Below are 23367 nucleotides of genomic sequence, written 5' to 3' on the forward strand. Positions count from 1 at the left end.
CAACGCCCACCGCGCGGGCACCGTCAAGGGTCTGGCCGCCGAGGTCGGCGCGTCCCTCACCTCGGGCGCCGTCATCTGCGAGATCAAGGACTGACGCGAAGATCGAGGACTGACGCGGAGATCGAGGACTGACGGGGAGATCGAGGGCCCACGCAAAGGTCGAGGGGCCGACGCAAAGGTCGACGGGCCGACCGCCCCATCACATGCCACATGCCCCATGACGGCGGGCCCCGGCCGAATCATCCGGCCGGGGCCCGCCGTCGTCGCGTACGGCCCGCTCAGCGGCCGTGCACCACGTCCTGCGGAAAGGTCAGCTGTCCGTTCATCCACCGCAGGGCGGTGGGCAGTTCGCGGCGCCAGGTGCGGAAGTTGTGGCTGCCCCGGTCCAGGATGATCGACTGCGCGCTCATCGGCGGCCGGACCGCGGCCAGGAAGTCGCGGGTGGCGCCGTAGTCGGGCTCGCCCCGGCGGCTGGAGGCCACCAGCACCGACACCTGCGGCTGGGGCAGATGGCGCAGCCGCCACAGCACATCGTGCTCCCGCTTCCTGCGCTCGCCCGCCGGGCCCCGGCCGAAGAGGTCGCCGGTGGTGGGGTCGTTGACCACGCGGTAGTCGGGCGACAGGGCCGCGGCCGCGCCGTAGACACGGGGATGGCGCAGGGTCAGCTGAAGGGCGCAGGTGCCGCCCGACGAGTAGCCCAGCACGCCCCAGGCGCTGGGGTCATGGCCGATCCGGTAGTGCGCCCGCAGTGCCTCCGGCAGGTCCCGGGCGAAGTACGTCTCGGCCTGGGGGCCGCCGGGGACGTCCACGCACTCGGTGTCGCGGGGCGGGGCGATGGTGGGCCGCACCATCACGATGACGGCCGGCTGCAGCACCCCGGTGCGGATCAGCCCGCCCGCGGTCTGGGGCAGCCGCAGATGCTGGGCCAGCAGGAAGGATCCGCCGGGGTAGCCGCTGATCGCCACGATCACGGGAAAGCGCTGCCGGGCATACTGGCGCTGGAAGTACTGGGGCGGCAGATAGACATACGCCGGGTTGGCCACCTGGCTGCGGCGGCCCAGGATCCGCACCGACTCGACCTTGCCCGCCTCGGCGGGCGGCCCGCTCGGCAGTCCGTGCACCGTGTTCAGCCCCTGCGGCGGGGCGGGCCGCACCAGACCGCCCGACTCCCCGACCGGCCCCGCGGCGCCGCCCTGCACATGGGACAGGGCCGCCGGTGCCGCATCGTCCTCGCCCAGCAGTTCGTCCCAGGACCCGTAGAACTGGAAGGTGCTGTTCACCGCGAGGGCCAGGGCGGCCACGATCGCGCACTGGGTCACGGCGAGGGCGGCCAGCCGGCCCGCCCAGGCCCGTACGCCCCGGCCCGCGAAGCGCGGCCACAGCCAGAGCGTCAGCCCCGCGCACGCCAGAGCGAGGGCGATCATCACATACTCGAGTGATCGACTGGTCAGTCCCATTGTTCTTCCACTCCGGCGCACCGCAACGCACTGTGCCGCCGCCCTGTTTGATGCCGCCTCCGGCACCCGCGTTGCCTGGCCAGGGCGTGCCTCCGGTCACGAAATGGCATGCTTGACTCACGGGCAGGCACGGCAGGGAGGACCGCGATGGCGATGGAGACAGCCACGGCGCAGACGCCACCGCGCCCCATGCGCGCCGACGCGCGCCGCAACTACGAGCGGCTGCTGGCCGAGGCGCGCACGGCCTTCACCCAGCACGGTACCGACGCCTCGCTGGAGGACATCGCACGCCGCGCGGGCGTCGGCATCGGCACGCTCTACCGCCACTTCCCGAACCGCACCGCGCTGATGGGCGCGGTCTTCCAGGGCGAGATATGCGCCCTGCTGGAGCGGTCGCGGGAGCTGGCCCAGGCGCCGCGGCCGTGTCAGGCGCTGATCGACTGGCTGCGCGCCATCGTGGACCACGCGAGCACCTACCGCGGGCTCTCCCAGGCCCTGATGGCGTGCTCGGGCGACGAGACCTCGGAGCTGTCCCGCGGCTGCGGTCTGCCGCTGCGCGAGGCGGGCAGCGAACTGCTCGCCCGCGCCCAGCAGAGCGGTGCCGTACGGTCCGGTGTGGTCATCGCCGATCTGATGCAGCTCACGAACGCGATCGCGCTGGCCGTGGAGCAGTCGCCGGACGACCCGGAGTTGGCCGACCGGCTGCTGGCGCTGGCCTTCACCGGACTCAAGGCCCGCTGACGCCCCCGGCGACCACTCGGTACGGGAGGTCCGGCGGACCGCGCGGCGGAGCGGCATATCGGCGCTTTCCGCTCCCCGCCCCTTCCCACGGCGTCGATATGCGGCTCCGCCGCATGGCAGGAGCTCCACCCCCAGGCCCCGGGGTCTGGGGCGGAGCCCCAGCTGAGGGAAGGGGCGGGGAGGGGAACAACCCGCCACAGGCATCACGATCCGGCGGCCAGTCGCTAGCGGCGGCGCGGCGCCAGGTCCGCCACCCGCCCCGGCTGCTGCTCCGCCAGCGGCACCGCCGTGCGCAGCTGGGCGGAGCCGGGCCCACCCGGCGGGTGGGGGTGGTTACGGCGAGGCCCCGGCAGCGGCAGGCCCTCCTCGCCGCCGCCACGGCCCTGCGACGGGCCCAGCCGCCCCGACTGCCGCCCCGCCGAACCGCCGCCCTCACCGCCCCCGGCCGGGCCGGACCCCGCGCCCGGCCCGGCCACGGCGATCTGAACCCCCTGGTCCGCGAGGGCCTGGAGCTCGGTCAGGGCACGGTCGTCATGGGCGGGCGGCTCATCGGTCACCAGCCGTGTGATCACATCGGTGGGCACCGTCTGGAACATGGTGTCGGTGCCCAGCTTCGTATGGTCGGCGAGCACGACCACCTCCGCCGCCGCCTGGACCAGCGCCCGGTCGACGCTGGCCGAGAGCATGTTGGAGGTGGACAGGCCGCGCTCGGCGGTCAGCCCGCTGCCGGACAGGAAGGCACGCGAGACCCGCAGCCCCTGCAGGGACTGCTCGGCGCCACTGCCGACCAGGGCGTAGTTGGAGCCGCGCAGGGTGCCGCCGGTCATCACGACCTCGACCCGGTTGGCATGTGCCAACGCCTGCGCGACCAGCAGGGAATTGGTGACCACGGTCAGCCCGGGAACCCGCGCGAGCCGGCGGGCCAGCTCCTGCGTAGTGGTCCCGGCGCCGACGACGACGGCCTCGCCCTCCTCGACGAGGCCGGCCGCGAGATCGGCGATGGCCGTCTTCTCCGCGGCCGCTAGATGGGATTTCTGCGGGAAGCCGGACTCCCTGGTGAATCCGCCCGGCAGCACCGCACCGCCGTGCCGGCGGTCGAGCAGTCCTTCTGCCTCCAGCGCCCGCACATCACGCCGGACGGTCACTTCGGAGGTCTGGACGACGCGGGCGAGCTCCCGGAGCGACACCGCTCCGTTCGCACGCACCATTTCAAGGATCAATTGGCGACGTTCTGCAGCGAACACGAAACTGACAGTAATGCCAACGACCGTCTGTTTTCAGCAGCTTGCACCAATTAGCAGAAGTTGTACATCTGTGAGGGCACGGAGTGCTATAAGGACCGGGTCTATGACTCTTCCTGAGTCTTCCGGGTGTGCAACTGCCGGGCCACCTCGGCGATCGAACCGGACAGCGACGGGTAGACCGTGAAGGCGTTGGCGATCTGCTCCACCGTCAGATTGTTGTCCACCGCCAGCGATATGGGGTGGATCAGCTCGCTCGCCCGCGGCGCGACCACCACACCGCCGACCACGATGCCGGTGCCCGGACGGCAGAAGATCTTCACGAAGCCGTCCCGGATGCCCTGCATCTTCGCCCGCGGATTGCGCAGCAGCGGCAGCTTCACCACCCGGGCGTCGATCTTCCCGCCGTCCACGTCCGCCTGCGAGTAGCCGACCGTGGCGATCTCCGGGTCCGTGAAGACATTCGCCGAGACCGTCTTCAGGTTCAGCGGGGTCACCGCGTCCCCGAGGAAGTGGTACATCGCGATCCGGCCCTGCATCGCCGCCACCGACGCCAGCGCCAGCACACCGGTGCAGTCACCGGCCGCGTAGATGCCCGGCGCGCTGGTCCGGGACACCTTGTCGGTCAGGATGTGCCCCGACTCCGCCAGCTTGATCCCGGCCTCCTCCAGGCCGATGTCCGCCGTGTTCGGGATCGAGCCGACCGCCATCAGACAGTGGGTGCCGGAGATGACCCGCCCGTCCGAGAGCGTGACCTCCACCCGGTCCCCGACCCGCTTGGCGGCCTGCGCCCGGGACCGGGACATCACGTTCATCCCCCGGCGCCGGAAGACGTCCTCCAGCACCGCCGCCGCGTCCGGGTCCTCGCCCGGCAGCACCCGGTCCCGGCTGGAGACCAGCGTGACCTTCGACCCCAGCGCCTGGTAGGCACCCGCGAACTCCGCGCCCGTGACACCGGAGCCGACCACGATCAGCTCCTGGGGGAGCTCGTCCAGGTCGTACACCTGCGTCCAGTTCAGGATCCGCTCACCGTCCGGCTCGGCGTCCGGGATCTCCCTCGGGTGAGCGCCCGTCGCCAGCAGCACCGCGTCCGCCACCAGCGTCTGCTCGCTGCCGTCCGCGGCCCGTACGACCACCCGCCGCGAACCGTCCAGCGACTGCTGCGGCTCCACCCGCGCGCGGCCGCGCATGACCCGGCCACCGGCCCGGGTGACCGAGGCCGTGATGTCGTGCGACTGGGCGAGCGCGAGCCGCTTCACCCGGCGGTTGACCTTGCCCAGATCCACGCCGACCACCCGGGCCGCCTGCTCCAGCGGCGGGGTGTCGTCGGCGACGATGATCCCCAGCTCCTCATAGGAGGAGTCGAAGGTCGTCATCACCTCAGCGGTGGCGATCAACGTCTTCGACGGCACGCAGTCGGTGAGCACCGACGCCCCGCCCAGACCGTCGCAATCGACGACGGTCACCTCCGCGCCGAGCTGCGCGGCGACCAGCGCCGCCTCATAGCCGCCGGGTCCGCCACCAATGATCACGATCCGAGTCACATGCTCCATTGTCCCGCACCGGTTCGAATGCCTTCAGCCCGGGGGGTTTCGCGGGGGCGACTGCCGTACGAAACCTCTCATCGAACCTCCTGCCAAACCTCCCGTCCCGAGGGCCGTTCCACCCCACTCCCGTACCCTCAGACCCATGTCGCTCTACGCCGCGTACGCCGGCAACCTCGACGCGCGGCTGATGTCCCGCCGCGCACCACACTCCCCGCTGCGCGGAACGGGCTGGCTGAACGGTTGGCGCCTCACCTTCGGCGGTGAGCAGATGGGCTGGGAAGGCGCCCTCCCCACGATTGTGGAGGCCCCGCGCTCCCAGGTCTTCGTCGCCCTCTACGACATCGCCCCCATGGACGAGGACTCCATGGACCGCTGGGAGGGCGTCGGCCTCGACATCTACCGCCGGATGCGGATCCGCGTCCACACGCTGGACGGCGACGAGGCAGCCTGGCTCTACGTCCTCAACGGCTACGAGGGCGGACTGCCGTCGGCCCGCTACCTGGGCGAGATCGCCGACGCGGCGGAGTCGGCGGGGGCGCCGCACGACTATGTGATGGAGCTGCGGAAGCGCCCTTGCTGAGTCCGGTGTTTCCGGTTGACCCGTTTGCCCCGGTTGCTCGGTTGGTTCGGTTCCCCGGGTGTCCCGGGTGCCCGGTTGCCGGGTTGGTTCGGTCCCCCGGTTGACCTGGTTGGCCCGGAGGCCCGAAGGCAACGCATGGGTCGGGCCGTGAGCCTTGCGGCAATGCAACGATCCGAACACCTCGGCGGGCTCCGTCTACGCGCGTAGGCAGTTACCGGCTACCCTCGTGCGCGTGAACGCATCAGTTTCTTGGGACAATCAGAGCGACCCACACGCCGCCGCCGACGCCGCCGCCACCCGCCTGCGCGAGCTGACCGGCGCGGAAACCCACGACGTCGCGCTGGTCCTGGGCTCCGGCTGGGTCCCCGCCACCGACGCCCTCGGGGCGCCCGAGCACGAGTTCCCCGTCACCGAGCTGCCCGGCTTCCCGCCGCCCGCCGTCGCGGGCCACGCGGGCCGGATCCGGTCGTACCGGATCAACGACAAGCGGGCGCTGGTCTTCCTCGGCCGTACGCACTACTACGAGGGGCGTGGTGTCGGCGCCGTCGCACACGGCGTACGCACCGCCGTCGCCGCGGGCTGCAAGACCATCATCCTCACCAACGGCTGCGGCGGCCTCCGCGAGGGCATGCGCCCCGGCCAGCCGGTACTGATCAGCGACCACATCAACCTCACGGCCACCTCACCGATCGTGGGCGCCAACTTCGTCGACCTCACCGACCTGTACTCGCCGCGGCTGCGTGCCCTGTGCCAGCAGGTCGACCCGACCCTGGAGGAGGGCGTCTACGCCCAGTTCCCCGGGCCGCACTACGAGACTCCGGCGGAGATCAACATGGCCCGCACGATAGGGGCCGACCTGGTGGGCATGTCCACCACCCTGGAGGCCATCGCGGCGCGCGAGGCGGGCGCGGAGGTTCTCGGCATCTCCCTGGTGACGAACCTCGCGGCCGGGATGACGGGCGAACCCCTCAACCACGAGGAGGTCCTCCAGGCGGGCCGCGACTCCGCCTCCCGCATGGGCAGCCTGCTGTCCCAGGTCCTCAACCGCCTCTGATCCCCGGGGCGCGGCGTCACGGCGCCCTGCGCGGGTACTCACCCCTTGGCTAACTGAACAGCGATGCGCAAGGTACGCGGGACGTGGCGGGGGCGCGGGCCGCGGGCGCGGTGCGGGCCGGGGCGCGAGTGCGGGACGGGCGGGCCGGGGTGCGGGCGCGGGGCGGGCCGGGGTGCGCGGTCGGTTGTGTGGTGGGTGCCGGGGGCGGGGCCTCCGGGGCGGCGCCCTGGACCGTATATTTACGGCGCCATTGACCGGGGACTTGCGTGGGCCGGAGATCGGCGCCACAAATACACGTAAGCGTCCAGGACACCGCCCCTCCGACCCCACCCCCTCCCGCCGTCCCGCGGCGAGCGGCGACCGACCGCCGGTGGCCCGAGCCTCTTCTCCGGCTCCGGATTCCCGGGTGCCGGATGCCCCCAGCCCCCTCCCGCCGTCCCACGGCTACCCGCGAGCGATACGGGCGCCCCATCCGTCTCCGGCTCGCCCGGGGGCGGCGACCACCCGCCGGTGGCACAAGCTCCCGCCCGGTTGGGGCCTGGTGGCGCCCCTGCCGTTCCTCGGCTACCTCCCCGCCCCCGAGGCCAGAGAAGGCTCGCCCTCGGCGGGCATGGATGTCGACGAGGCGCGAGGGACGGTGGCGCACCCAGCCCCCGGACGGTCCGGAAACCGGCCGGGGCTCGTGCCGCCGGGGGGCGGTCGCCGACGCTCGGGAGGGGGCGGGGTCGGAGGGGCGGGGTTCTGGACGCTTACGTGTATTTGTGGCGCCAATCTCCGGCCCACGCAAGCCCCCGGCCAATGGCGCCGTAAATATACGGTCCAGAGCCCCGCCCCGCAGGCCCCGCCCCCGCACCCGACCACGGACCCACCGCGCACCCCAGCAACCACCAACGCACCCGCACCACCGCACCCGCACCCCGCGCACCCCGCACCACCCATACGACCACCCCCCAGGAGGCCCCCATGGCCACGGAGCCCGATCTCATCGCCCAGGCTCGCGCATGGCTTGCCGAGGATCCCGATCCCGAGACGCGGGATGAGCTCGGGAAACTGCTCCAGGACGATGCCGTCGACGCGATCGCCGAGCGGTTCTCCGGCACGTTGCAGTTCGGCACCGCCGGTCTCCGGGGTGAGCTCGGGGCCGGGCCCATGCGGATGAACCGCGCCGTCGTCATCCGCGCCGCCGCCGGGCTCGCCGCGTATCTGCGCACGTATCACGGTCAGGACGGTCAAGGGCTCGTCGTCGTGGGGTACGACGCCCGCTACAAGAGCGCCGAGTTCGCCCGCGACACCGCCGCCGTCATGACCGGCGCAGGCTTCCGCGCCGCCGTTCTGCCCCGCCCCCTCCCCACGCCCGTGCTCGCGTTCGCCGTCCGCCACCTCGGCGCGATCGCCGGAGTCGAGGTCACCGCGAGCCACAACCCGCCGCGCGACAACGGCTACAAGGTCTACCTCGGCGACGGCTCCCAGATCGTGCCGCCCGCCGACGCCGAGATCGCCGCCGAGATCGAGGCGATCCGCAGCCTGGGCGACGTGCCCCGGCCCGAGACCGGATGGGAGACGCTGAACGACGACGTCCTGGAGGCGTACCTCGCGCGGACCGACGCCGTTCTCACCCCGGGTTCGCCCCGGAACGCCCGCGTCGTCTACACCCCGCTGCACGGCGTCGGCCGTGAGACCCTCACCGCCGCGTTCGCCCGCGCCGGGTTCCCCGAGCCCGCGGTCGTGCCCGAGCAGGCGGAGCCCGACCCGGCGTTCCCGACCGTCGCGTTCCCCAACCCGGAGGAGCCGGGGGCGATGGACCTGGCCTTCGCCACGGCCCGCAGGGTCGCGCCGGACATCATCATCGCCAACGACCCGGACGCCGACCGCTGCGCCGTCGCCATCCCCACGATCACGAACCCCACGGCCCCCACGGACGCCGCGAGCTGGCGGATGCTGCGCGGGGACGAGGTCGGCGCGCTCCTCGCCACCCACCTCGTTCACAAGCGCGCCCGCGGGGCCTTCGCGACCACGATCGTCTCCTCGTCGCTCCTGTCCCGGATCGCGGACGACGCCGGGCTGCCGTACGCCGAGACGCTGACCGGCTTCAAGTGGCTGGCCCGGGTGGACGGGCTGCGCTACGCGTACGAGGAGGCGCTCGGCTACTGCGTGGATCCGGAGGGCGTACGCGACAAGGACGGCATCACGGCCGCGCTGCTCGTGGCCGAGCTGACGTCGGAGCTCAAGGAACAGGGCCGCACCGTCGCAGATCTGTTGGACGACATCGCGGTGGCCCACGGCCTGCACGCCACCGACCAGCTCTCCGTCCGGGTCACCGACCTCTCCGTGATCGGCACCGCGATGAAGCGGCTGCGCGAACAGCCGCCCACCGGGCTCGCGGGGCTCGCCGTGACCTCGGCGGAGGATCTGACGCGGGGCACGGACACCCTGCCCCCGACGGACGGCCTGCGCTATCAGCTCGCCGGGAAGGGGAACGTTCGCGGCGCCCGTGTGGTCGTCCGGCCCAGCGGCACCGAGCCGAAGCTGAAGTGCTACCTGGAGGTGGCCGTCGACGTCCCCGCCGCCCACGCACTCACTCCGGCCCGCGCCACGGCGGACACCGTGCTGGCCGCGCTCAAGACGGACCTTTCGGCGGCGGCGGGAATCCAGCCCCCGGAAGCCGCCACCGCGGACGCGGACGCGGGCGTATCAGCTGCCGAGCCCGTCGCCGTCGCCCACGGCGATCAGTGACGGCGCCGGAGCGGCTCGGATCCGGCTGAGAAAAGGCCATGGACGACCGGGGGGCATCGCCCCGCACCCCGGGTACACGCTGTAGCGGAACGTGTCACACGGGCCGTCACGGTGACGACCGCCCCGTCCGGCCGTCGGCCCCGGTCCGTACTGATGGCCGCGTGGTCTCCGGCCCCGGCCGCCTGGCCCTCTGGGGGCGGGACGTGGGTGTCGCCGGGGGTGTGCTCGGCCCCCAGCGGCGGGCCAGGCACCCGACGGTCAGCCGGAATCAGGGCCACCCCAGCCCAAGCGGCCAGCCGGGGACCGGTAAACCGGACCCACCGGCCCAGCGGCCCGGCTCTCAGCCGATCGCCAGCATGACGCCCAACAGCACCGCGCCCGCCAGCGTCGGCGCGATCACCTCGAAGGCCCAGCGCACCTCCGGCGCCCCCTGGGCGCCCTCGCGCTCGGCGTTGAGTTCGGCCAACTCGCGCAGGTCGCCGATCGCCGCGTCGGAGGAGGCCCGGCGGTCCTCGTCGGGCCTGCCGGCCGCGACATGGGTGGACGCGGCGCCGAAGGGGTCCTCGGAGGCCGCCCTGGCCTGCTGCCGGGCGGCCCGCTTGCGCTGGCGCAGCGAGACCGGGATCGCCCACAGCTGGTACGTGGACCCGCCCGCGAGCACCTCGCTGGTGTACCCGGCGCGCAGCCCCTCGACCGAGGCCCAGGGGAGCGTGATCGTACGGAACGGGTTGCGGACGAGCAGCCGGTCCTGCCCCGCGTACACCGCCGGGCGCACCGTGAAGGCGATCACCACCGGCACCGCGAAGAACAGCCCGGCCAGCGCCAGCCACGGCGTCCGTCCCTCGCCCCGGACCATCGCGTCGATGCCGAGCCAGCTGCTGAGCCCGAGCAGCAGCACTCCGCCCGCGATACCGCTCGGGGAGCGGTAGATCCGGTCCGAGAAGGTCTCGGTCTCGGCATCGGAGGAAGCGGAGGAAGCGGAGCTGGAGGCAGCGGGGGCGGAGTCGTCGTCCGGGCTCGTCATGCGCCCGATTGTGCACCACACTCACGGGGCGGGGAGCGCCCAGGGCGGACGCGAGATCGCTCGCCTCCGGCCCCCGATCGATTCCAGGCCCGGGGGTGACATCCGACTACGCGCGTAGATATGCTCATCTGGTGACCATGCCCACCACAGTTCCCGCATACGGCAAAGAGGCCGCGGAGCGACTCGCGTCGATGGCGGACGTGACCGCCGGCGACGGCGCACTGCGCCGCTTCCTGCACGGCCTGCCGGGCGTCGACGCGGTCGGCCTGCAGGCCCGTGCCGCGACCCTCGGCACCCGCTCGATCAAGACCACGGCGAAGGCGTACGCCATCGACCTGGCGATCTCGATGATCGACCTGACGACCCTCGAGGGTGCCGACACCCCGGGCAAGGTCCGGGCGCTCTGCGCCAAGGGGATCAACCCCGACCCCACCGACCGCACCGCCCCGAAGGTCGCGGCGATCTGCGTCTACGGCGACATGGTGGCCACCGCCAAGGAGGCCCTGACCGGCAGCGGCATCCATGTGGCCGCCGTCGCCACCGCCTTTCCCTCCGGCCGGGCCTCGCTGCCGGTCAAGCTGGCCGACACCCGGGACGCGGTGGCCGCCGGGGCGGACGAGATCGACATGGTGATCGACCGCGGCGCCTTCCTCTCCGGCCGCTACCTCGACGTCTTCGAGGAGATCCGGCAGGTGAAGGAGGCGTGCGTCCGCGAGGACGGCAGCGGCACGGCGGCCCACCTCAAGGTCATCTTCGAGACCGGTGAGCTCCAGACGTACGACAACGTCCGCCGCGCCTCCTGGCTGGCGATGCTCGCGGGCGCGGACTTCATCAAGACCTCCACCGGCAAGGTGGCCGTCAACGCGACCCCGCCCGTCACCCTCGTCCTCCTGGAGGCGGTCCGCGACTTCCGCACCGCGGTCGGCGTACAGGTGGGCGTGAAGCCCGCGGGCGGCATCCGCACCTCCAAGGACGCGATCAAGTACCTGGTGATGGTCAACGAGACGCTGGGCGACGAGTGGCTCTCCCCGGAGTGGTTCCGCTTCGGCGCCTCCAGTCTGCTCAACGATCTGCTCATGCAGCGCCAGAAGCTGAGCACCGGCCGGTACTCCGGTCCCGACTACGTGACGGTGGACTGATACGCCATGCCAGTTTTCGAGTACGCACCCGCGCCCGAGTCCCGCGCGGTCGTCGACATCGCCCCGTCCTACGGCCTGTTCATCGACGGGGAGTTCACCGAGGCGGGCGACGGCAAGGTCTTCAAGACCCTCTCCCCCTCCTCCGAGGAGGCCCTCTCCGAGGTCGCCCAGGCGGGCGTCGAGGACGTGGACCGCGCGGTCAAGGCCGCCCGTAAGGCGTTCGAGACCTGGTCCGCGCTGCCCGGCGCGGAGCGCGCCAAGTACCTGTTCCGCATCGCGCGGATCATCCAGGAGCGCTCGCGGGAGCTGGCGGTCCTGGAGTCGCTGGACAACGGGAAGCCGATCCGCGAATCGCGGGACGCCGACCTGCCGCTGGTCGCCGCGCACTTCTTCTACTACGCGGGGTGGGCCGACAAGCTCGCGTACGCGGGCTATGGCGCCGATCCGCGACCATTGGGCGTCGCCGGTCAGATCATTCCCTGGAACTTCCCCCTCCTGATGCTGGCCTGGAAGATCGCTCCGGCGCTCGCCACCGGCAATACGGTCGTCCTCAAGCCCGCCGAGACCACGCCCCTGAGCGCCCTGTTCTTCGCGGACATCTGCCGTCAGGCGGGCCTGCCCAAGGGCGTGGTGAACATCGTCACCGGCGACGGCTCGACCGGCGCCGAGCTGGTCGCCCACCCCGGCATCGACAAGGTGGCCTTCACCGGCTCCACCGAGGTCGGCAAGGCCATCGCCCGTACGGTGGCCGGTACGAAGAAGAAGGTCACCCTCGAACTCGGGGGCAAGGCGGCGAACATCGTCTTCGACGACGCCCCCATCGACCAGGCGGTCGAGGGCATCATCGGCGGCATCTTCTTCAACCAGGGCCATGTCTGCTGCGCGGGCTCCCGCCTCCTGGTCCAGGAGTCCGTCCAGGACGAGCTGCTCGACGCGCTCAAGCGCCGGATGAGCACCCTGCGCGTCGGCGATCCGCTGGACAAGAACACCGACATCGGCGCCATCAACTCCGCCGAGCAGCTGGCCCGGATCCGTACCCTGGCCGACGCGGGCGAGGCCGAGGGCGCCGAGCGCTGGGCGCCGCAGTGCGAACTGCCCAGCTCCGGCTACTGGTTCGCGCCCACCCTCTTCACCGGCGTCACCCAGGCCCACCGGATCGCCCGTGAGGAGATCTTCGGCCCGGTGCTCTCGGTGCTCACCTTCCGCACCCCCGAAGAGGCCGTGGCCAAGGCCAACAACACGCCGTACGGGCTGTCGGCGGGCATCTGGACGGAGAAGGGCTCGCGCATCCTGTGGATGGCGAACAAGCTCCGGGCGGGCGTGGTGTGGTCCAACACCTTCAACAAGTTCGACCCGGCCTCCCCGTTCGGCGGCTACAAGGAGTCCGGATACGGCCGTGAAGGCGGTCGCCACGGCCTGGAGGCGTACCTCGATGTCTGACAACCGACTCTCCGTGCTCAAGACCTACAAGCTGTTCGTCGGGGGCAAGTTCCCCCGGTCCGAGAGCGGGCGGGTGTACGAGGTGACCGACGCAAAGGGCAAGTGGCTGGCCAACGCCCCGCTGGCCTCCCGCAAGGACGCCCGGGACGCGGTCGTCGCCGCGCGCAAGGCGTTCGGCGGCTGGTCGGGGGCCACCGCCTACAACCGGGGCCAGATCCTCTACCGCGTCGCCGAGATGCTGGAGGGCCGCCGCGACCAGTTCGTCCACGAGGTCGCCGACGCCGGGGGCGTTTCGAAGTCCAAGGCCACCGCGCAGGTGGACGCGGCGATCGACCGCTGGGTCTGGTACGCGGGCTGGTCCGACAAGACAACCCAGATCGCCGGGTCCGCCAACCCCGTGGCCGGGCCGTACTTCAACCTCTCCTCCCCCGAGCCGACCGGCGTGGTCGCGCTCCTCGCGCCCCAGGACTCCTCCTTCCTGGGCCTGGTGTCGGTGATCGCCCCGGCGATCGTCACCGGGAACACGACCATCGTCATCGCCGCCGAGGGCGCCCCGCTCCCCGCCCTCTCCCTCGCCGAGGTTCTCGCCACCTCCGACCTCCCGGGCGGCGTGGTCAACGTCCTGTCCGGCCGCACGGCGGAGATCGCCGCCCCGCTGGCCGCGCACCAGGACGTGAACGCGATCGACCTCGCCGGCGCGGACCCGGAGCTCGCGACCGAACTGGAGAAGGCCGCCGCGGAGAACCTCAAGCGCGTCCTGCGTCCACAGCCTGTGGATTGGACCGCCGACCCCGGCACCGGCCGCCTCCTCACCTTCCTGGAGACCAAAACCGTCTGGCACCCGATGGGCGCCTAGCCCGACGGCCGAGTCCCCCCGCCCCCGGGGGCCGGGGGCCGGTGAGCTGACCGCGACGTCGGCCCGCTAACCGGCCCGGCCACCAACCACGCCGCCTGCAACGCGGTGCTCGAGTGGCCACCGGCGAGCAGGGGGCCAGTGCACCCGCGGGACGGCATCCGCGTCGCCATCTGCCGACCAGCACCGACGACCGGATCCAGGTCAGCCGACACCCGGACGGCCCCCAGGAGCCCCCACCACGGCACCCGCCCCACAAGCCGGCGGCCGTGCACCGTTCGCGACGGCCGGCAAGGGCGTGATCACCTGCGCCGGCGAGCTGATCGCGGTCCGTACGCCGGCGCGGCGGGTGGGCGCGTGGGCTTCCGCGCACACCCTGGACCCACCCCCGCCCCCTCTTCCGCACCGAGCGCCCCCGCACCGTCCGCATCCCGGACATCGCGGCAGCATTTTTCGTCGCACATATTGTCAACAATTTCATCGACAGTTAGGTTGCGAGGAACCGCACGCCACGAAGGAACAGCGAATGATCATCGACTGCCATGGCCACTACACCACCGCGCCCCCGGCGCTGGAGGCATGGCGCACCCAGCAGATCGACGGACTCACCGACCCCGCCCGCACCCCCTCCCGCACCGATCTCCGCATCGGCGACGACGAGCTGCGCCGGAGCATCGAGCCGAATCAGCTCCGGCTGATGGACGAGCGCGGCATCGACCTGACGGTCTTCTCGCCCCGGGCGTCCTTCATGGCCCACCACATCGGCGATCTCCACACCTCCTCCGAGTGGGCGGCGCTCTGCAACGAGCTCTGCTTCCGCGTCGGCGAGCTCTACCCGGAGCGCTTCGCCCCCGCCGCGATGCTTCCGCAGTCGCCGGGCGTCGACCCGGTCACCTGCGTGCCCGAACTCGTCCGCTGTGTGGAGGAGTACGGGGCCGTGGCCGTCAACCTCAACCCCGACCCCTCGGGCGGCCACTGGACGGCCCCGCCGCTGACCGACCGCTCGTGGTACCCGATCTACGAAAAGCTGGTGGAGTACGACGTCCCGGCGATGGTGCACGTGAGCACCAGCGTGAACCCCGCCTTCCACACCACCGGGGCGCACTACCTCAACGCCGATACGACGGTGTTCATGCAGCTGGTGCAGGGCGATCTGTTCGCCGACTTCCCCACCCTTCGGCTGATCATCCCGCATGGCGGCGGGGCCGTTCCGTATCACTGGGGCCGGTTCCGCGGACTGGCGATGGCCCTGGGCAAGCCGCCCCTGGAGGAGCATGTCCTGGACAATGTCTTCTTCGACACCTGCGTCTATCACCAGCCCGGTATCGACCTGCTCTTCGACGTCGTCCCGGCCCGGAACATCCTCTTCGCCTCGGAGATGATCGGCGCCGTCCGCGACATCGACCCCCGGACCGGTCGGCACTTCGACGACACCCGCCGCTACGCCGAGGCCACCGGGCTCGACGCGGACGAGCTGACCGGCGTCTTCGAGCACAATGCCCGCACCGTCTACCCCCGACTGGACGCCCTGCTGACGAAACAGGGCCGCTGAGATGACGCGCACGTCCGTCGATTCGCCCCGGGTTCCCAACGACCGCAGGGCCGCCCACCCGCCCAGAGGAGCCCTCATGAGCACGCTCTCCCCCAAGACCCCGGGCTGGCTGGACTGGCATCCCGACCCGTCCCGGCCCGCCTTCGCCCTGCCGCCGGGCACCGTCGACACCCACTGCCATGTCTTCGGCCCGCAGGCCGCGTTCCCCTTCGCGCCCGAGCGGAAGTACACGCCCTGCGACGGCGGCAAGGACGACCTCTTCGCCCTCCGCGACCATCTCGGGGTCGCCCGCAATGTGATCGTCCAGGCGACCTGTCACGGCGCGGACAACAGCGCCATGGTCGACGCCGTCCAGGCGTCCGGCAGCCGGGCGCGTGGCATCGCGACCGTACGCCCGGAGGTCACCGACGCCGAGCTGCGCCGGCTCGACGCGGCGGGGGTGCGCGGGGTGCGCTTCACCTTCCTGAGGCGGCTGGCCGACGCCGCGCCCCAGGACGCGCTGGCCGCCGTCGCCCGGCGGATCGCCCCGCTCGGCTGGCATGTCGTCCTCTACTTCGAAAGCGCCGACCTGCCCGAGCTGGAACGTTTCTTCAGCTCCCTGCCCACCCCGCTCGTCGTGGATCACATGGGACGGCCGGACGTGACCGAACCGGCGGACGGGCCGGACTTCACCCGCTTCCTGCGGTTCGCCGAACGCAATGACGTATGGGTCAAGGTCACCTGCCCCGAGCGCCTCAGCGTCACCGGCCCCCCGGCCCTGAACGCCGAGCCGCACCCGTACGCCGATGTGGTGCCCTTCGCCCGCCGCGCGATCGAGGAGTTCCCCGACCGGGTGCTGTGGGGCACGGACTGGCCGCATCCCAACCTCACCGCCCATATGCCCGACGACGGGCTGCTGGCCGACTACGTGCCCCAGGTGGCGGTCACCGCCGAGCAGCGGCGGAAGCTGCTGGTCGACAATCCCATGCGGCTCTACTGGCCCGGCGAAGGCGCCTGACCCCGGTCCACCCCCGCCCCCCGCTCCGTCCCCCTCCCCGCCTCTTCGACAAGGGCCGCCCATGCAGCACTCCAACGCGGTGAACCGGCTGGACAGACTCCCCATCTCCCGGTTCCACAAGATCACCTTGCTGGCCGTCTCGTTCGCCTACTTCTTCGAGTTCGCGGACATCAACACCTTCGCCACCACCGCTCCCCAGCTCATCGACCTCTGGGGCATCACGGTCGACCAGATCGCCTACGTCACCTCGCTGTCGTTCGTCGGCATGTTCATCGGCTCCGTGGTCGCGAGCACCCTCGCCGACCGCTGGGGCCGCAGGAAGGCGCTGATCCAGACCACGCTGTGTTTCGGGGTCTTCTCGCTCGCCTCCGCCTTCGCCTGGGACGTCGTCTCCCTGGGCGTCTTCCGGGTGCTGACCTCGGCGGGGCTGTCCGCGATGACCGTCGTGGCGGTGATCTACGTCAACGAGATGTATCCGTCCGCCGTACGCGGCAAGTACCAGGCGTACGCCATCGTCATAGGCATCTGCGGCACCCCGGCCACCAACCTCATCGCCAGCGCCGTCGTACCGCTCAGCGACTGGTCCTGGCGGCTGGTCTATCTGTGGGGCTCGCTCGGCCTCCTCTTCGTCCTCTTCACCCGGCATCTGAAGGAGTCCCCCCGCTGGCACGAGAGCAGGGGCGAGTACGACGCGGCGGAGACGGTCCTCGGCGAGATCGAGGCCCGGGTCGCCGCCGAGAAGGGCCCGCTGCCCGAGCCCGCGCCGCCGATCGACGAGACCCGCCCCGCCAAGGCGTCGCCTCGCCTCCTCCTGAAGAGGAAGTACCTCGGGCCGACCGCGCTGCTCACCGTCCTGTGGGTGACCCAGACCATCGGCTTCTTCGGCTACTCCAGCTGGGCGCCCACCCTGCTGGCCAAGGAGGGCTTCAGCGTCGAGAAGTCGGTCTTCTACGTGGCCCTCACCACCGTGGGCGCGCCGCTCGGCTCGTTCCTGGCCTCCCTGGTCACCGACCGGTTCGAACGCAAATGGTGTCTGGTGGCCTTCGGCGCGGTGATCGCGCTGTGCGGTCTGCTGTACGGGCTGACCTTCAACCCGGCCCTGATCGTGGTCTTCGGCTTCCTGGTGAACCTCTTCGAGCGCGGCTACACGGCCCTGGGGTACGCCTACTCGCCCGAGCTGTTCGACACCCGCGGCCGCTCGCTGGGGACGGGCGTCTCCTACGGGCTCGGGCGGCTCTCGAACGCCGCGGGGCCGCTGATCATCGCGGCCCTCTACCACGGCACCGGCTATCAGAGCGTCTTCTTCTTCATCGCGGGCACCTGGCTCCTGGGCTCCCTCGTCCTGGCGGTCTTCGGCCCCCGGACCCGCCCGGCCCGTACCGCGGCGGCGGAACGGCCACGCGCGGTCGTCTGACGGCGGCCGGGGCCATATGGGCGGTCAGCTCGACGGTCACGCGGGGGTCACGCGGGGGAAAGGATGCGTCACACTGGTGTTCCGTGACCAGCCAACCGCCTTCCGCCCGTGTCGTCCTGCTCTCCGGCCCCTCGGGTTCGGGCAAGTCCTCCCTCGCGGCCCGCACCGGGCTGCCCGTGCTCAACCTCGACGACTTCTACAAGGAGGGCGGCGACCCGACGCTCCCCCAACTCCCCGACGGCGGGGGCGCCGACTGGGACTCACTGCTGTCCTGGGACGCGGACGCGGCGGTCGCGGCCATCGAGGAGCTGTGCCGTACGTCCGGTACGACCGTGCCGCTGTACGACATCGCCACCAGCGCCCGCGTCGGCGAGGAGGCGCTGGGCATCGGGCGGTCGCCGCTGTTCATCGCCGAGGGGATCTTCGCCGCCGACATCGTCGGGCGGTGTGCCGACCTCGGGGTGCTCGCGGACGCGATCTGTCTGCGCGGCCGCCCGTCCACCACGTTCCGGCGCAGGCTGCTGCGCGATCTGCGGGAGGGCCGTAAGCCCGCGCTCTATCTGCTGCGGCGCGGCTGGCGGCTGATGCGCGCGGAGCGCGGGATCGTGGCCCGGCAGACGACATTGGGCGCGTACGCGTGCGGCAAGGACGTGGCGCTGGGCCGGATAGCGGCGGCGGGAGAGCGGATCCCCGTCTCCGGCCAGAAGGCGTCCGTATAGCCACGTAGCCAAACGTAGCCACACGGCCAACGCAGCCACTCAGCCAACGCAGTCACGCAGCCAACGCAGCCAAAAAGGTGCGAGGCCGGACATCCCCCCTCGGCTGTCCGGCCTCGCACCTGTTTCCCCCGTGCTCCCCCGATTTCTCCCTCCCATTTCCCCCGTATCCCCCGATTTTCCCCCGCCTTCGATCGTCCCCGTCGCCGTCAGGCGACCAGTTCGCCGAAGGACTCCTCCTCGTCACGGCCGAAGCTCAGGCTCTCGTCCTCGCGCAGCCGGCGCAGCGAGCGCCAGATGCTGCTCTTGACCGTTCCGACGCTGATGTTCAGAATGTCCGCGATTTCCGGATCCGTCCGGCCCTCGTAGTAACGCAGCACCAGCATCGTGCGCTGCAGCTCGGGGAGCCGGGCCAGGGCCTGCCACAGCACGGTGCGCAGCTCGGTGCCGCGCATCGCGTCGTGGTCGCCGACCGTCTCCGGCAGCTCCTCGGTCGGGTACTCGTTGAGCTTCCGCCGACGCCAGGCGCTGATGTGCAGATTGGTCATGGTGCGGCGCAGATAGCCGCCGACCGCCGCCTTGTCGCTGATCCGGTCCCAGGCCCGGTAGGTCGAGAACAGCGCGCTCTGCAGCAGGTCCTCGGCCTCGAAGCGGTCCCCGGTCAGGTGGTAGGCGGTTGCGTACAGGGAGGCGCGGCGCTCCTGGACATAGGCGGTGAACTCCGCCTCCGACGTGGTGCGCCGCTCCCCCTCTGCCTCCCCGTACGAGCCACCCCCGTGGCCCCCCGGTCCCCCGCTGTCCCCCCCGAGGCCGTGACCGGCCTCCTTGTCCCCCGTGATCGCGTCAATGGCCACCATGTAAGGAGGCCGCTGACGCCCGGCGCCGCGAGCGCACCCCCGCCCGCTCACGGCACCGGACTTCTCATTGCCCCGCCCGGCGTCGTGGAGGCGCGTGCGAACTGCGCTGGTGGTGGAGAAGTGCAGTGTGCTCATTTCGCGCCCCCCGTCGATGGAGCCTGGTCGGTCTGGCTTCTGGCTGCCCCGGCCGGTGGTGTTCCGCCCGGTGCACAGAAGACTTTGCCGGGCCAGTTTCATCGGGGTGTCTGTCGACTGTCACAGGCTCGTCACAGGCGATCGAGCCGATAAACCCCTGACGGTCGAACTACAGGCCCCTTGTAGGCCAGAATGACCAACGTGCCTTTCCTGTTGCTGATCGAGGACGACGACGCCATCCGCACGGCCCTCGAACTCTCGCTGTCTCGCCAGGGCCACCGTGTGGCGACCGCGGCGACGGGCGAGGACGGCCTGAAACTGCTGCGTGAGCAGCGGCCGGATCTGATCGTGCTCGATGTGATGCTGCCCGGGATCGACGGCTTCGAGGTGTGCCGCCGGATCCGCCGTACCGACCAGTTGCCGATCATCCTGCTGACCGCGCGCAGCGACGACATCGACGTCGTGGTGGGCCTGGAGTCCGGTGCCGACGACTATGTGGTCAAACCCGTCCAGGGCCGGGTGCTGGACGCCCGGATCCGTGCGGTGCTGCGGCGTGGCGAGCGGGAGGCCAATGACTCCGCGGCCTTCGGCAATCTGCTGATCGACCGCGCGGCCATGACGGTCACCAAGAACGGCGAGGACCTCCAGCTCACCCCCACCGAGCTGCGGCTTCTGCTGGAGCTCAGCCGCCGTCCGGGGCAGGCGCTGTCCCGGCAGCAGCTGCTGCGGCTGGTGTGGGAGCACGACTACCTCGGGGACTCGCGGCTGGTCGACGCATGCGTACAGCGGCTGCGCGCGAAGGTGGAGGACGTGCCGTCGTCGCCGACGCTGATCCGTACGGTGCGCGGGGTCGGATACCGGCTGGACACGCCACAGTGAGCAGCCCGGTGAGCACTACGGTGTGCCGCACGCACGGGGGCGGAGAAGTACGGAATTGAGCGCAGTGAGCGACAAGCCCGGTCGGGCCCGGGGCTGGGCCGCGGGGCTCTTGCGGTGGTTCAGCCTCCGGCTGCGGCTGATGCTGGTCTTCGGCCTGGTGGCGCTGACCGCCGCCGTGTCCGCCTCCGCCATCGCGTACTGGCTGAACCGGGACGCGGTGCTCACCCGCACCCAGGACGCGGCGCTGGACGAGTTCCGCAAGGCCCTGAAGGACGACACCGATCCGTTGCCCTCCGTCCCCACCTGTTCCGAATTGCGGGAGGCGGCGGGTCGTATGGCGGACAACACCCAGAAGTACGAGGTGCTGCTGATCACCCGGACGAAGGACGCCGGAAGCTGTCCGGCGGCCTCGGACAAGGATCTGTTCACGCTCGATGTGGTGCCCTCCTCGCTGCGGCGCGCGGTGGACCAGAAGCGCCCGGTGGGCAAGGGGAACACCTCCCCGTACCACCTCTACTGGCAGCGGATCACGCTGGGCGGCACCCCGTATCTGGTCGGCGGGGCCAAGGTGAACGGCGGCGGGCCGACCGGCTACCTGCTCAAATCCCTGGACACCGAGCGCCAGGATCTGAACTCCCTGGCCTGGTCGCTGGGGATCGCCACCGGGCTCGCGCTGATCGGCGCGGCGCTGCTGGCGCAGGCCGCCGCGGCCACGGTGCTGCGGCCGGTGCAGCGGCTCGGGGAGGCGGCGCACCGGCTGGGCGAGGGACATCTCGACACCCGGCTGCAGGTCTCCGGCTCCGATGAGCTGGCCAATCTCTCCCACACCTTCAACCGGGCCGCGGAGCGGCTGCAGAAGCGGGTGGCGGAGCTGTCGGGGCGGGAGGCGTCCAGCCGGCGCTTCGTCGCGGACATGTCGCATGAGCTGCGGACGCCGCTCACCGCGATCACGGCCGTCACGGAGGTGCTGGAGGAGGAGGCCGATTCGCTCGACCCGATGATCGCTCCGGCGGTGCAGCTGGTGGTGAGCGAGACCCGGCGGCTGAACGACCTGGTGGAGAACCTGATGGAGGTGACCCGCTTCGACGCGGGCACGGCCCGGCTGGTGCTCGACGATGTCGATGTCGCCGACCAGGTGACGGCGTGCATCGACGCCCGCGCCTGGCTGGACGCGGTGGAGCTGGACGCGGCGCGCGGGATCGTGGCCCGGCTGGATCCCCGGCGGCTGGATGTGATCCTGGCGAATCTGATCGGGAACGCGCTCAAGCACGGCGGCTCGCCGGTGCGGGTCTCGGTGCGCACCGACGGCGATGAGCTGCTGATCAAGGTCCGGGACCACGGTCCTGGCATCCCCGAGGATGTGCTGCCGCATGTCTTCGACCGCTTCTACAAGGCGAGCGCGTCCCGCCCCCGCTCGGAGGGCAGCGGGCTCGGGCTGTCGATCGCGATGGAGAACGCGCATATCCACGGCGGCGACATCAGCGCCGCGAACTCGCCGGAGGGCGGCGCGGTCTTTACACTGCGGCTGCCGATGGACACCTCACGGACCGCCTCCGACGAGGCCGAGGACGAGCGCGATCACGATCACGACCGAGACGGCTCCTCCGGGGGCGATCGCGACGGCGGCGGGTCCAAGGGCAAGGGCACCGGCACGGGCCGGGACGAGGAGGGCAGGCCATGAGCGCGCGCTGGACCCGGTCGGCCGCCCTCCTGCTGACCGGCGCGGTCGCGCTGCTGGCGGCCGGGTGCGGGATACGGGGCACCTCGGTGCCGGTGGACGCCGGGGCCGCGCCCTCGCGGGCGTCGTGCCGGACACCGGAGTCGGAGCGGGCCGTCGAGGGGATGGGCAGGGGCTCCGTACGGATCTATCTGCTGTGCTCCTCACGGATCCTGTCGGTGAGCCGGACCACCCGGCAGGGCGACGAGAAGACGTCCCGGGAGCCGGTGCGGGTCGCCCAGGCGCTGCTGGAGCAGCTGCGGCTGCCGCCGGCGGCGGCCGAGGTGTCGGCCGGGTTCTCCACGGCGGTCGAGGACTGGGTGGAGATCTCCGGTCCGGCCAAGGGCGACCCGGACAGCGCGCTGCGGCTGAACCGGCCACCGGAGGAGATCCAGTCCCTGGCGCTCGCCCAGATCGTCTGCACCTTCGCGGACACCACGGTGGCCGGCGACGACGGCAAGGTGGTGCTCGGCGGCCCGGACAGCCAGCGGGATCCGCTCAAGGCGTACCAGTGCACCGAGGAGATGCGCCGCAATCCGACGATCGCGGTCAACTCCGGGGTCCTGGTGTCCTGATTCGTTACCTGTCGGTACCGCCCCGTCCCAGGTCGGCGACTTGTCGGTAACAAGGTGCTGACCAGCGGGGCGGGGGCGGAACCGCGACCCCCGCGTGCGGCGTCCTGATTTTCGTGCAGGGTCCTTTCGGCCGCAGGGCCGCCTTCCGCTACCGCGTCGCGGGCTTCGTGCTTCTCGTGGCACACCTCTCGTTCGTCTGCTGGCTGACCCTGCGACCGGTGAACGTCCCCTGGGTGTCCGCGGCGACCCTCGAACCACTGGCCACCATCCGCGCCGATCTGGCGCTCAGCCCCTGGTCGGCCGCCCGTTCCATCGGGGGCGGGCTGCTGCTGCTCGCACCGCTGGGGGTGCTGCTGCCGCTGGCCGCTGGCCGGGTGGAGGCGTATCCGCTGGCCTCGCTGGTCCGTACGGCCTTCACGGGGGCGATGGCGGCCATGGGGTTCGCGCTGCTGCGCAGCGAGGTGACCGGGCAGATCATGAACGTGGACACGGTGCTGCTGAACACCGTCGGGGTCGCCCTCGCGCATGTGCTGGTGGTCCCCGCCGTACGGGCGTGGCTCCGCCGCCGGGCCGACCGGGGCCGGGTGGCCCCCCTCCCCCGGAACGACGGCGCCCAGGCCCCGACCCCGACGATTCCCAGGGTCGGGATCGCACCGTGGAGCGACGTCTCCTCCAGCTCGCGGACATAGCGTTGAGGACATCGGGAACCAGCTCTT

20 protein-coding genes are annotated in these 23367 nt (G+C 71.6%); 15 read left to right on the top strand and 5 right to left on the bottom strand.

What is annotated here, in order from left to right; translation table 11 throughout:
- Positions 1-278: 278 nt before the first annotated feature.
- Positions 279-1457 carry an alpha/beta hydrolase gene (locus J2Z30_RS45645; RefSeq protein WP_044574140.1) on the bottom strand — a complete coding sequence of 393 codons (1179 nt, stop codon included), beginning with the start codon at positions 1455-1457 and terminating at the stop codon, positions 279-281.
- Positions 1458-1604: 147 nt separating this feature from the next.
- Here J2Z30_RS45645 and J2Z30_RS45650 point away from each other — a divergent pair, with 147 nt between their 5' ends.
- Positions 1605-2198: a TetR/AcrR family transcriptional regulator gene (locus J2Z30_RS45650; protein WP_078956835.1), complete on the top strand. Its 594-nt coding sequence runs from the start codon at positions 1605-1607 to the stop codon at positions 2196-2198.
- A gap of 224 nt (positions 2199-2422) precedes the next feature.
- On the opposite strand, the gene J2Z30_RS45655 is transcribed toward J2Z30_RS45650, so the two are convergent.
- A complete protein-coding gene (locus J2Z30_RS45655) occupies positions 2423-3406 on the bottom strand; it encodes a DeoR/GlpR family DNA-binding transcription regulator (RefSeq protein ID WP_044574134.1) in 984 nt (327 codons plus the stop codon).
- Positions 3407-3543: 137 nt separating this feature from the next.
- Complete coding sequence (locus J2Z30_RS45660) at positions 3544-4992, bottom strand: NAD(P)H-quinone dehydrogenase (RefSeq protein WP_044574131.1); 1449 nt, start codon at positions 4990-4992, stop codon at positions 3544-3546.
- Between the two features lie 136 nt (positions 4993-5128).
- Here J2Z30_RS45660 and J2Z30_RS45665 point away from each other — a divergent pair, with 136 nt between their 5' ends.
- The 3 genes from J2Z30_RS45665 to J2Z30_RS45675 all read left to right on the top strand — a co-directional run bounded on the left by J2Z30_RS45665 (position 5129) and on the right by J2Z30_RS45675 (position 9353).
- Positions 5129-5566, top strand: coding sequence for a gamma-glutamylcyclotransferase family protein (locus J2Z30_RS45665; protein ID WP_020870716.1), 438 nt, complete (start codon positions 5129-5131; stop codon positions 5564-5566).
- Positions 5567-5792: 226 nt separating this feature from the next.
- Positions 5793-6620: a purine-nucleoside phosphorylase gene (locus tag J2Z30_RS45670; protein WP_372453411.1), complete on the top strand. Its 828-nt coding sequence runs from the start codon at positions 5793-5795 to the stop codon at positions 6618-6620.
- Positions 6621-7583: 963 nt separating this feature from the next.
- On the top strand, positions 7584-9353 hold the full coding sequence (locus J2Z30_RS45675; RefSeq protein ID WP_245389231.1) for a phospho-sugar mutase: 1770 nt from the start codon (positions 7584-7586) through the stop codon (positions 9351-9353).
- 340 nt (positions 9354-9693) lie between these two features.
- On the opposite strand, the gene J2Z30_RS45680 is transcribed toward J2Z30_RS45675, so the two are convergent.
- Positions 9694-10377 (bottom strand): PH domain-containing protein, encoded by a 684-nt coding sequence (locus J2Z30_RS45680; RefSeq protein ID WP_044574128.1) that lies wholly within the window; start codon positions 10375-10377, stop codon positions 9694-9696.
- Positions 10378-10514: 137 nt separating this feature from the next.
- On the opposite strand from J2Z30_RS45680, the gene deoC reads away from it, so the two are divergent.
- The 7 genes from deoC (at position 10515) to J2Z30_RS45715 (ending at position 18491) form a co-directional block, all read left to right on the top strand.
- On the top strand, positions 10515-11516 hold the full coding sequence (gene deoC / locus J2Z30_RS45685; RefSeq protein ID WP_209469129.1) for a deoxyribose-phosphate aldolase: 1002 nt from the start codon (positions 10515-10517) through the stop codon (positions 11514-11516).
- A gap of 6 nt (positions 11517-11522) precedes the next feature.
- Entirely contained in the window at positions 11523-12956 is a 1434-nt protein-coding gene (locus J2Z30_RS45690; RefSeq protein WP_044574122.1) for an aldehyde dehydrogenase family protein, read from the top strand.
- Complete coding sequence (locus J2Z30_RS45695) at positions 12949-13812, top strand: aldehyde dehydrogenase family protein (protein WP_044581830.1); 864 nt, start codon at positions 12949-12951, stop codon at positions 13810-13812. The genes J2Z30_RS45690 and J2Z30_RS45695 overlap by 8 nt, the downstream gene beginning before the upstream one ends.
- Positions 13813-14335: 523 nt before the next feature.
- Positions 14336-15361 (top strand): amidohydrolase family protein, encoded by a 1026-nt coding sequence (locus J2Z30_RS45700; RefSeq protein WP_044574118.1) that lies wholly within the window; start codon positions 14336-14338, stop codon positions 15359-15361.
- A 76-nt stretch (positions 15362-15437) separates the two neighbouring features.
- Complete coding sequence (locus tag J2Z30_RS45705) at positions 15438-16358, top strand: amidohydrolase family protein (RefSeq protein WP_044574116.1); 921 nt, start codon at positions 15438-15440, stop codon at positions 16356-16358.
- 61 nt (positions 16359-16419) lie between these two features.
- Complete coding sequence (locus J2Z30_RS45710) at positions 16420-17772, top strand: MFS transporter (RefSeq protein WP_044574114.1); 1353 nt, start codon at positions 16420-16422, stop codon at positions 17770-17772.
- 83 nt (positions 17773-17855) lie between these two features.
- A complete protein-coding gene (locus tag J2Z30_RS45715; protein WP_044574112.1) occupies positions 17856-18491 on the top strand; it encodes an ATP-binding protein in 636 nt (211 codons plus the stop codon).
- A gap of 206 nt (positions 18492-18697) precedes the next feature.
- On the opposite strand, the gene J2Z30_RS45720 is transcribed toward J2Z30_RS45715, so the two are convergent.
- Positions 18698-19480, bottom strand: coding sequence for a SigE family RNA polymerase sigma factor (locus J2Z30_RS45720; RefSeq protein ID WP_044574110.1), 783 nt, complete (start codon positions 19478-19480; stop codon positions 18698-18700).
- Between the two features lie 201 nt (positions 19481-19681).
- Here J2Z30_RS45720 and afsQ1 point away from each other — a divergent pair, with 201 nt between their 5' ends.
- The 4 genes from afsQ1 (at position 19682) to J2Z30_RS45740 (ending at position 23340) form a co-directional block, all read left to right on the top strand.
- Complete coding sequence (afsQ1, locus tag J2Z30_RS45725) at positions 19682-20359, top strand: two-component system response regulator AfsQ1 (protein ID WP_171072689.1); 678 nt, start codon at positions 19682-19684, stop codon at positions 20357-20359.
- A gap of 139 nt (positions 20360-20498) precedes the next feature.
- The gene (locus J2Z30_RS45730; protein ID WP_245389235.1) at positions 20499-22040 is read left to right on the top strand and encodes an ATP-binding protein; all 1542 of its coding nucleotides are present in this window, start codon (positions 20499-20501) and stop codon (positions 22038-22040) included.
- A complete protein-coding gene (locus J2Z30_RS45735; protein WP_044574105.1) occupies positions 22037-22651 on the top strand; it encodes a hypothetical protein in 615 nt (204 codons plus the stop codon). Before J2Z30_RS45730 ends, J2Z30_RS45735 begins: the two co-directional genes overlap by 4 nt.
- A 113-nt stretch (positions 22652-22764) precedes the next feature.
- Positions 22765-23340 carry a VanZ family protein gene (locus tag J2Z30_RS45740; protein WP_044574102.1) on the top strand — a complete coding sequence of 192 codons (576 nt, stop codon included), beginning with the start codon at positions 22765-22767 and terminating at the stop codon, positions 23338-23340.
- Positions 23341-23367: the final 27 nt, after the last annotated feature.

The organism is Streptomyces iranensis (genome assembly GCF_017874715.1).
GTDB classification, from domain to species: domain Bacteria; phylum Actinomycetota; class Actinomycetes; order Streptomycetales; family Streptomycetaceae; genus Streptomyces; species Streptomyces iranensis.

Coding starts and splice junctions, on each gene's coding strand:
- J2Z30_RS45645 (WP_044574140.1), bottom strand. CDS start 1,457: ATGGGACTGACCAGTCGATCACTCGAGTATGTGATGATCGCCCTCGCT.
- J2Z30_RS45650 (WP_078956835.1), top strand. CDS start 1,605: ATGGCGATGGAGACAGCCACGGCGCAGACGCCACCGCGCCCCATGCGC.
- J2Z30_RS45655 (WP_044574134.1), bottom strand. CDS start 3,406: ATGGTGCGTGCGAACGGAGCGGTGTCGCTCCGGGAGCTCGCCCGCGTC.
- J2Z30_RS45660 (WP_044574131.1), bottom strand. CDS start 4,992: ATGGAGCATGTGACTCGGATCGTGATCATTGGTGGCGGACCCGGCGGC.
- J2Z30_RS45665 (WP_020870716.1), top strand. CDS start 5,129: ATGTCGCTCTACGCCGCGTACGCCGGCAACCTCGACGCGCGGCTGATG.
- J2Z30_RS45675 (WP_245389231.1), top strand. CDS start 7,584: ATGGCCACGGAGCCCGATCTCATCGCCCAGGCTCGCGCATGGCTTGCC.
- J2Z30_RS45680 (WP_044574128.1), bottom strand. CDS start 10,377: ATGACGAGCCCGGACGACGACTCCGCCCCCGCTGCCTCCAGCTCCGCT.
- deoC (WP_209469129.1), top strand. CDS start 10,515: ATGCCCACCACAGTTCCCGCATACGGCAAAGAGGCCGCGGAGCGACTC.
- J2Z30_RS45690 (WP_044574122.1), top strand. CDS start 11,523: ATGCCAGTTTTCGAGTACGCACCCGCGCCCGAGTCCCGCGCGGTCGTC.
- J2Z30_RS45695 (WP_044581830.1), top strand. CDS start 12,949: ATGTCTGACAACCGACTCTCCGTGCTCAAGACCTACAAGCTGTTCGTC.
- J2Z30_RS45700 (WP_044574118.1), top strand. CDS start 14,336: ATGATCATCGACTGCCATGGCCACTACACCACCGCGCCCCCGGCGCTG.
- J2Z30_RS45705 (WP_044574116.1), top strand. CDS start 15,438: ATGAGCACGCTCTCCCCCAAGACCCCGGGCTGGCTGGACTGGCATCCC.
- J2Z30_RS45710 (WP_044574114.1), top strand. CDS start 16,420: ATGCAGCACTCCAACGCGGTGAACCGGCTGGACAGACTCCCCATCTCC.
- J2Z30_RS45720 (WP_044574110.1), bottom strand. CDS start 19,480: ATGAGCACACTGCACTTCTCCACCACCAGCGCAGTTCGCACGCGCCTC.
- J2Z30_RS45730 (WP_245389235.1), top strand. CDS start 20,499: ATGCTGGTCTTCGGCCTGGTGGCGCTGACCGCCGCCGTGTCCGCCTCC.
- J2Z30_RS45735 (WP_044574105.1), top strand. CDS start 22,037: ATGAGCGCGCGCTGGACCCGGTCGGCCGCCCTCCTGCTGACCGGCGCG.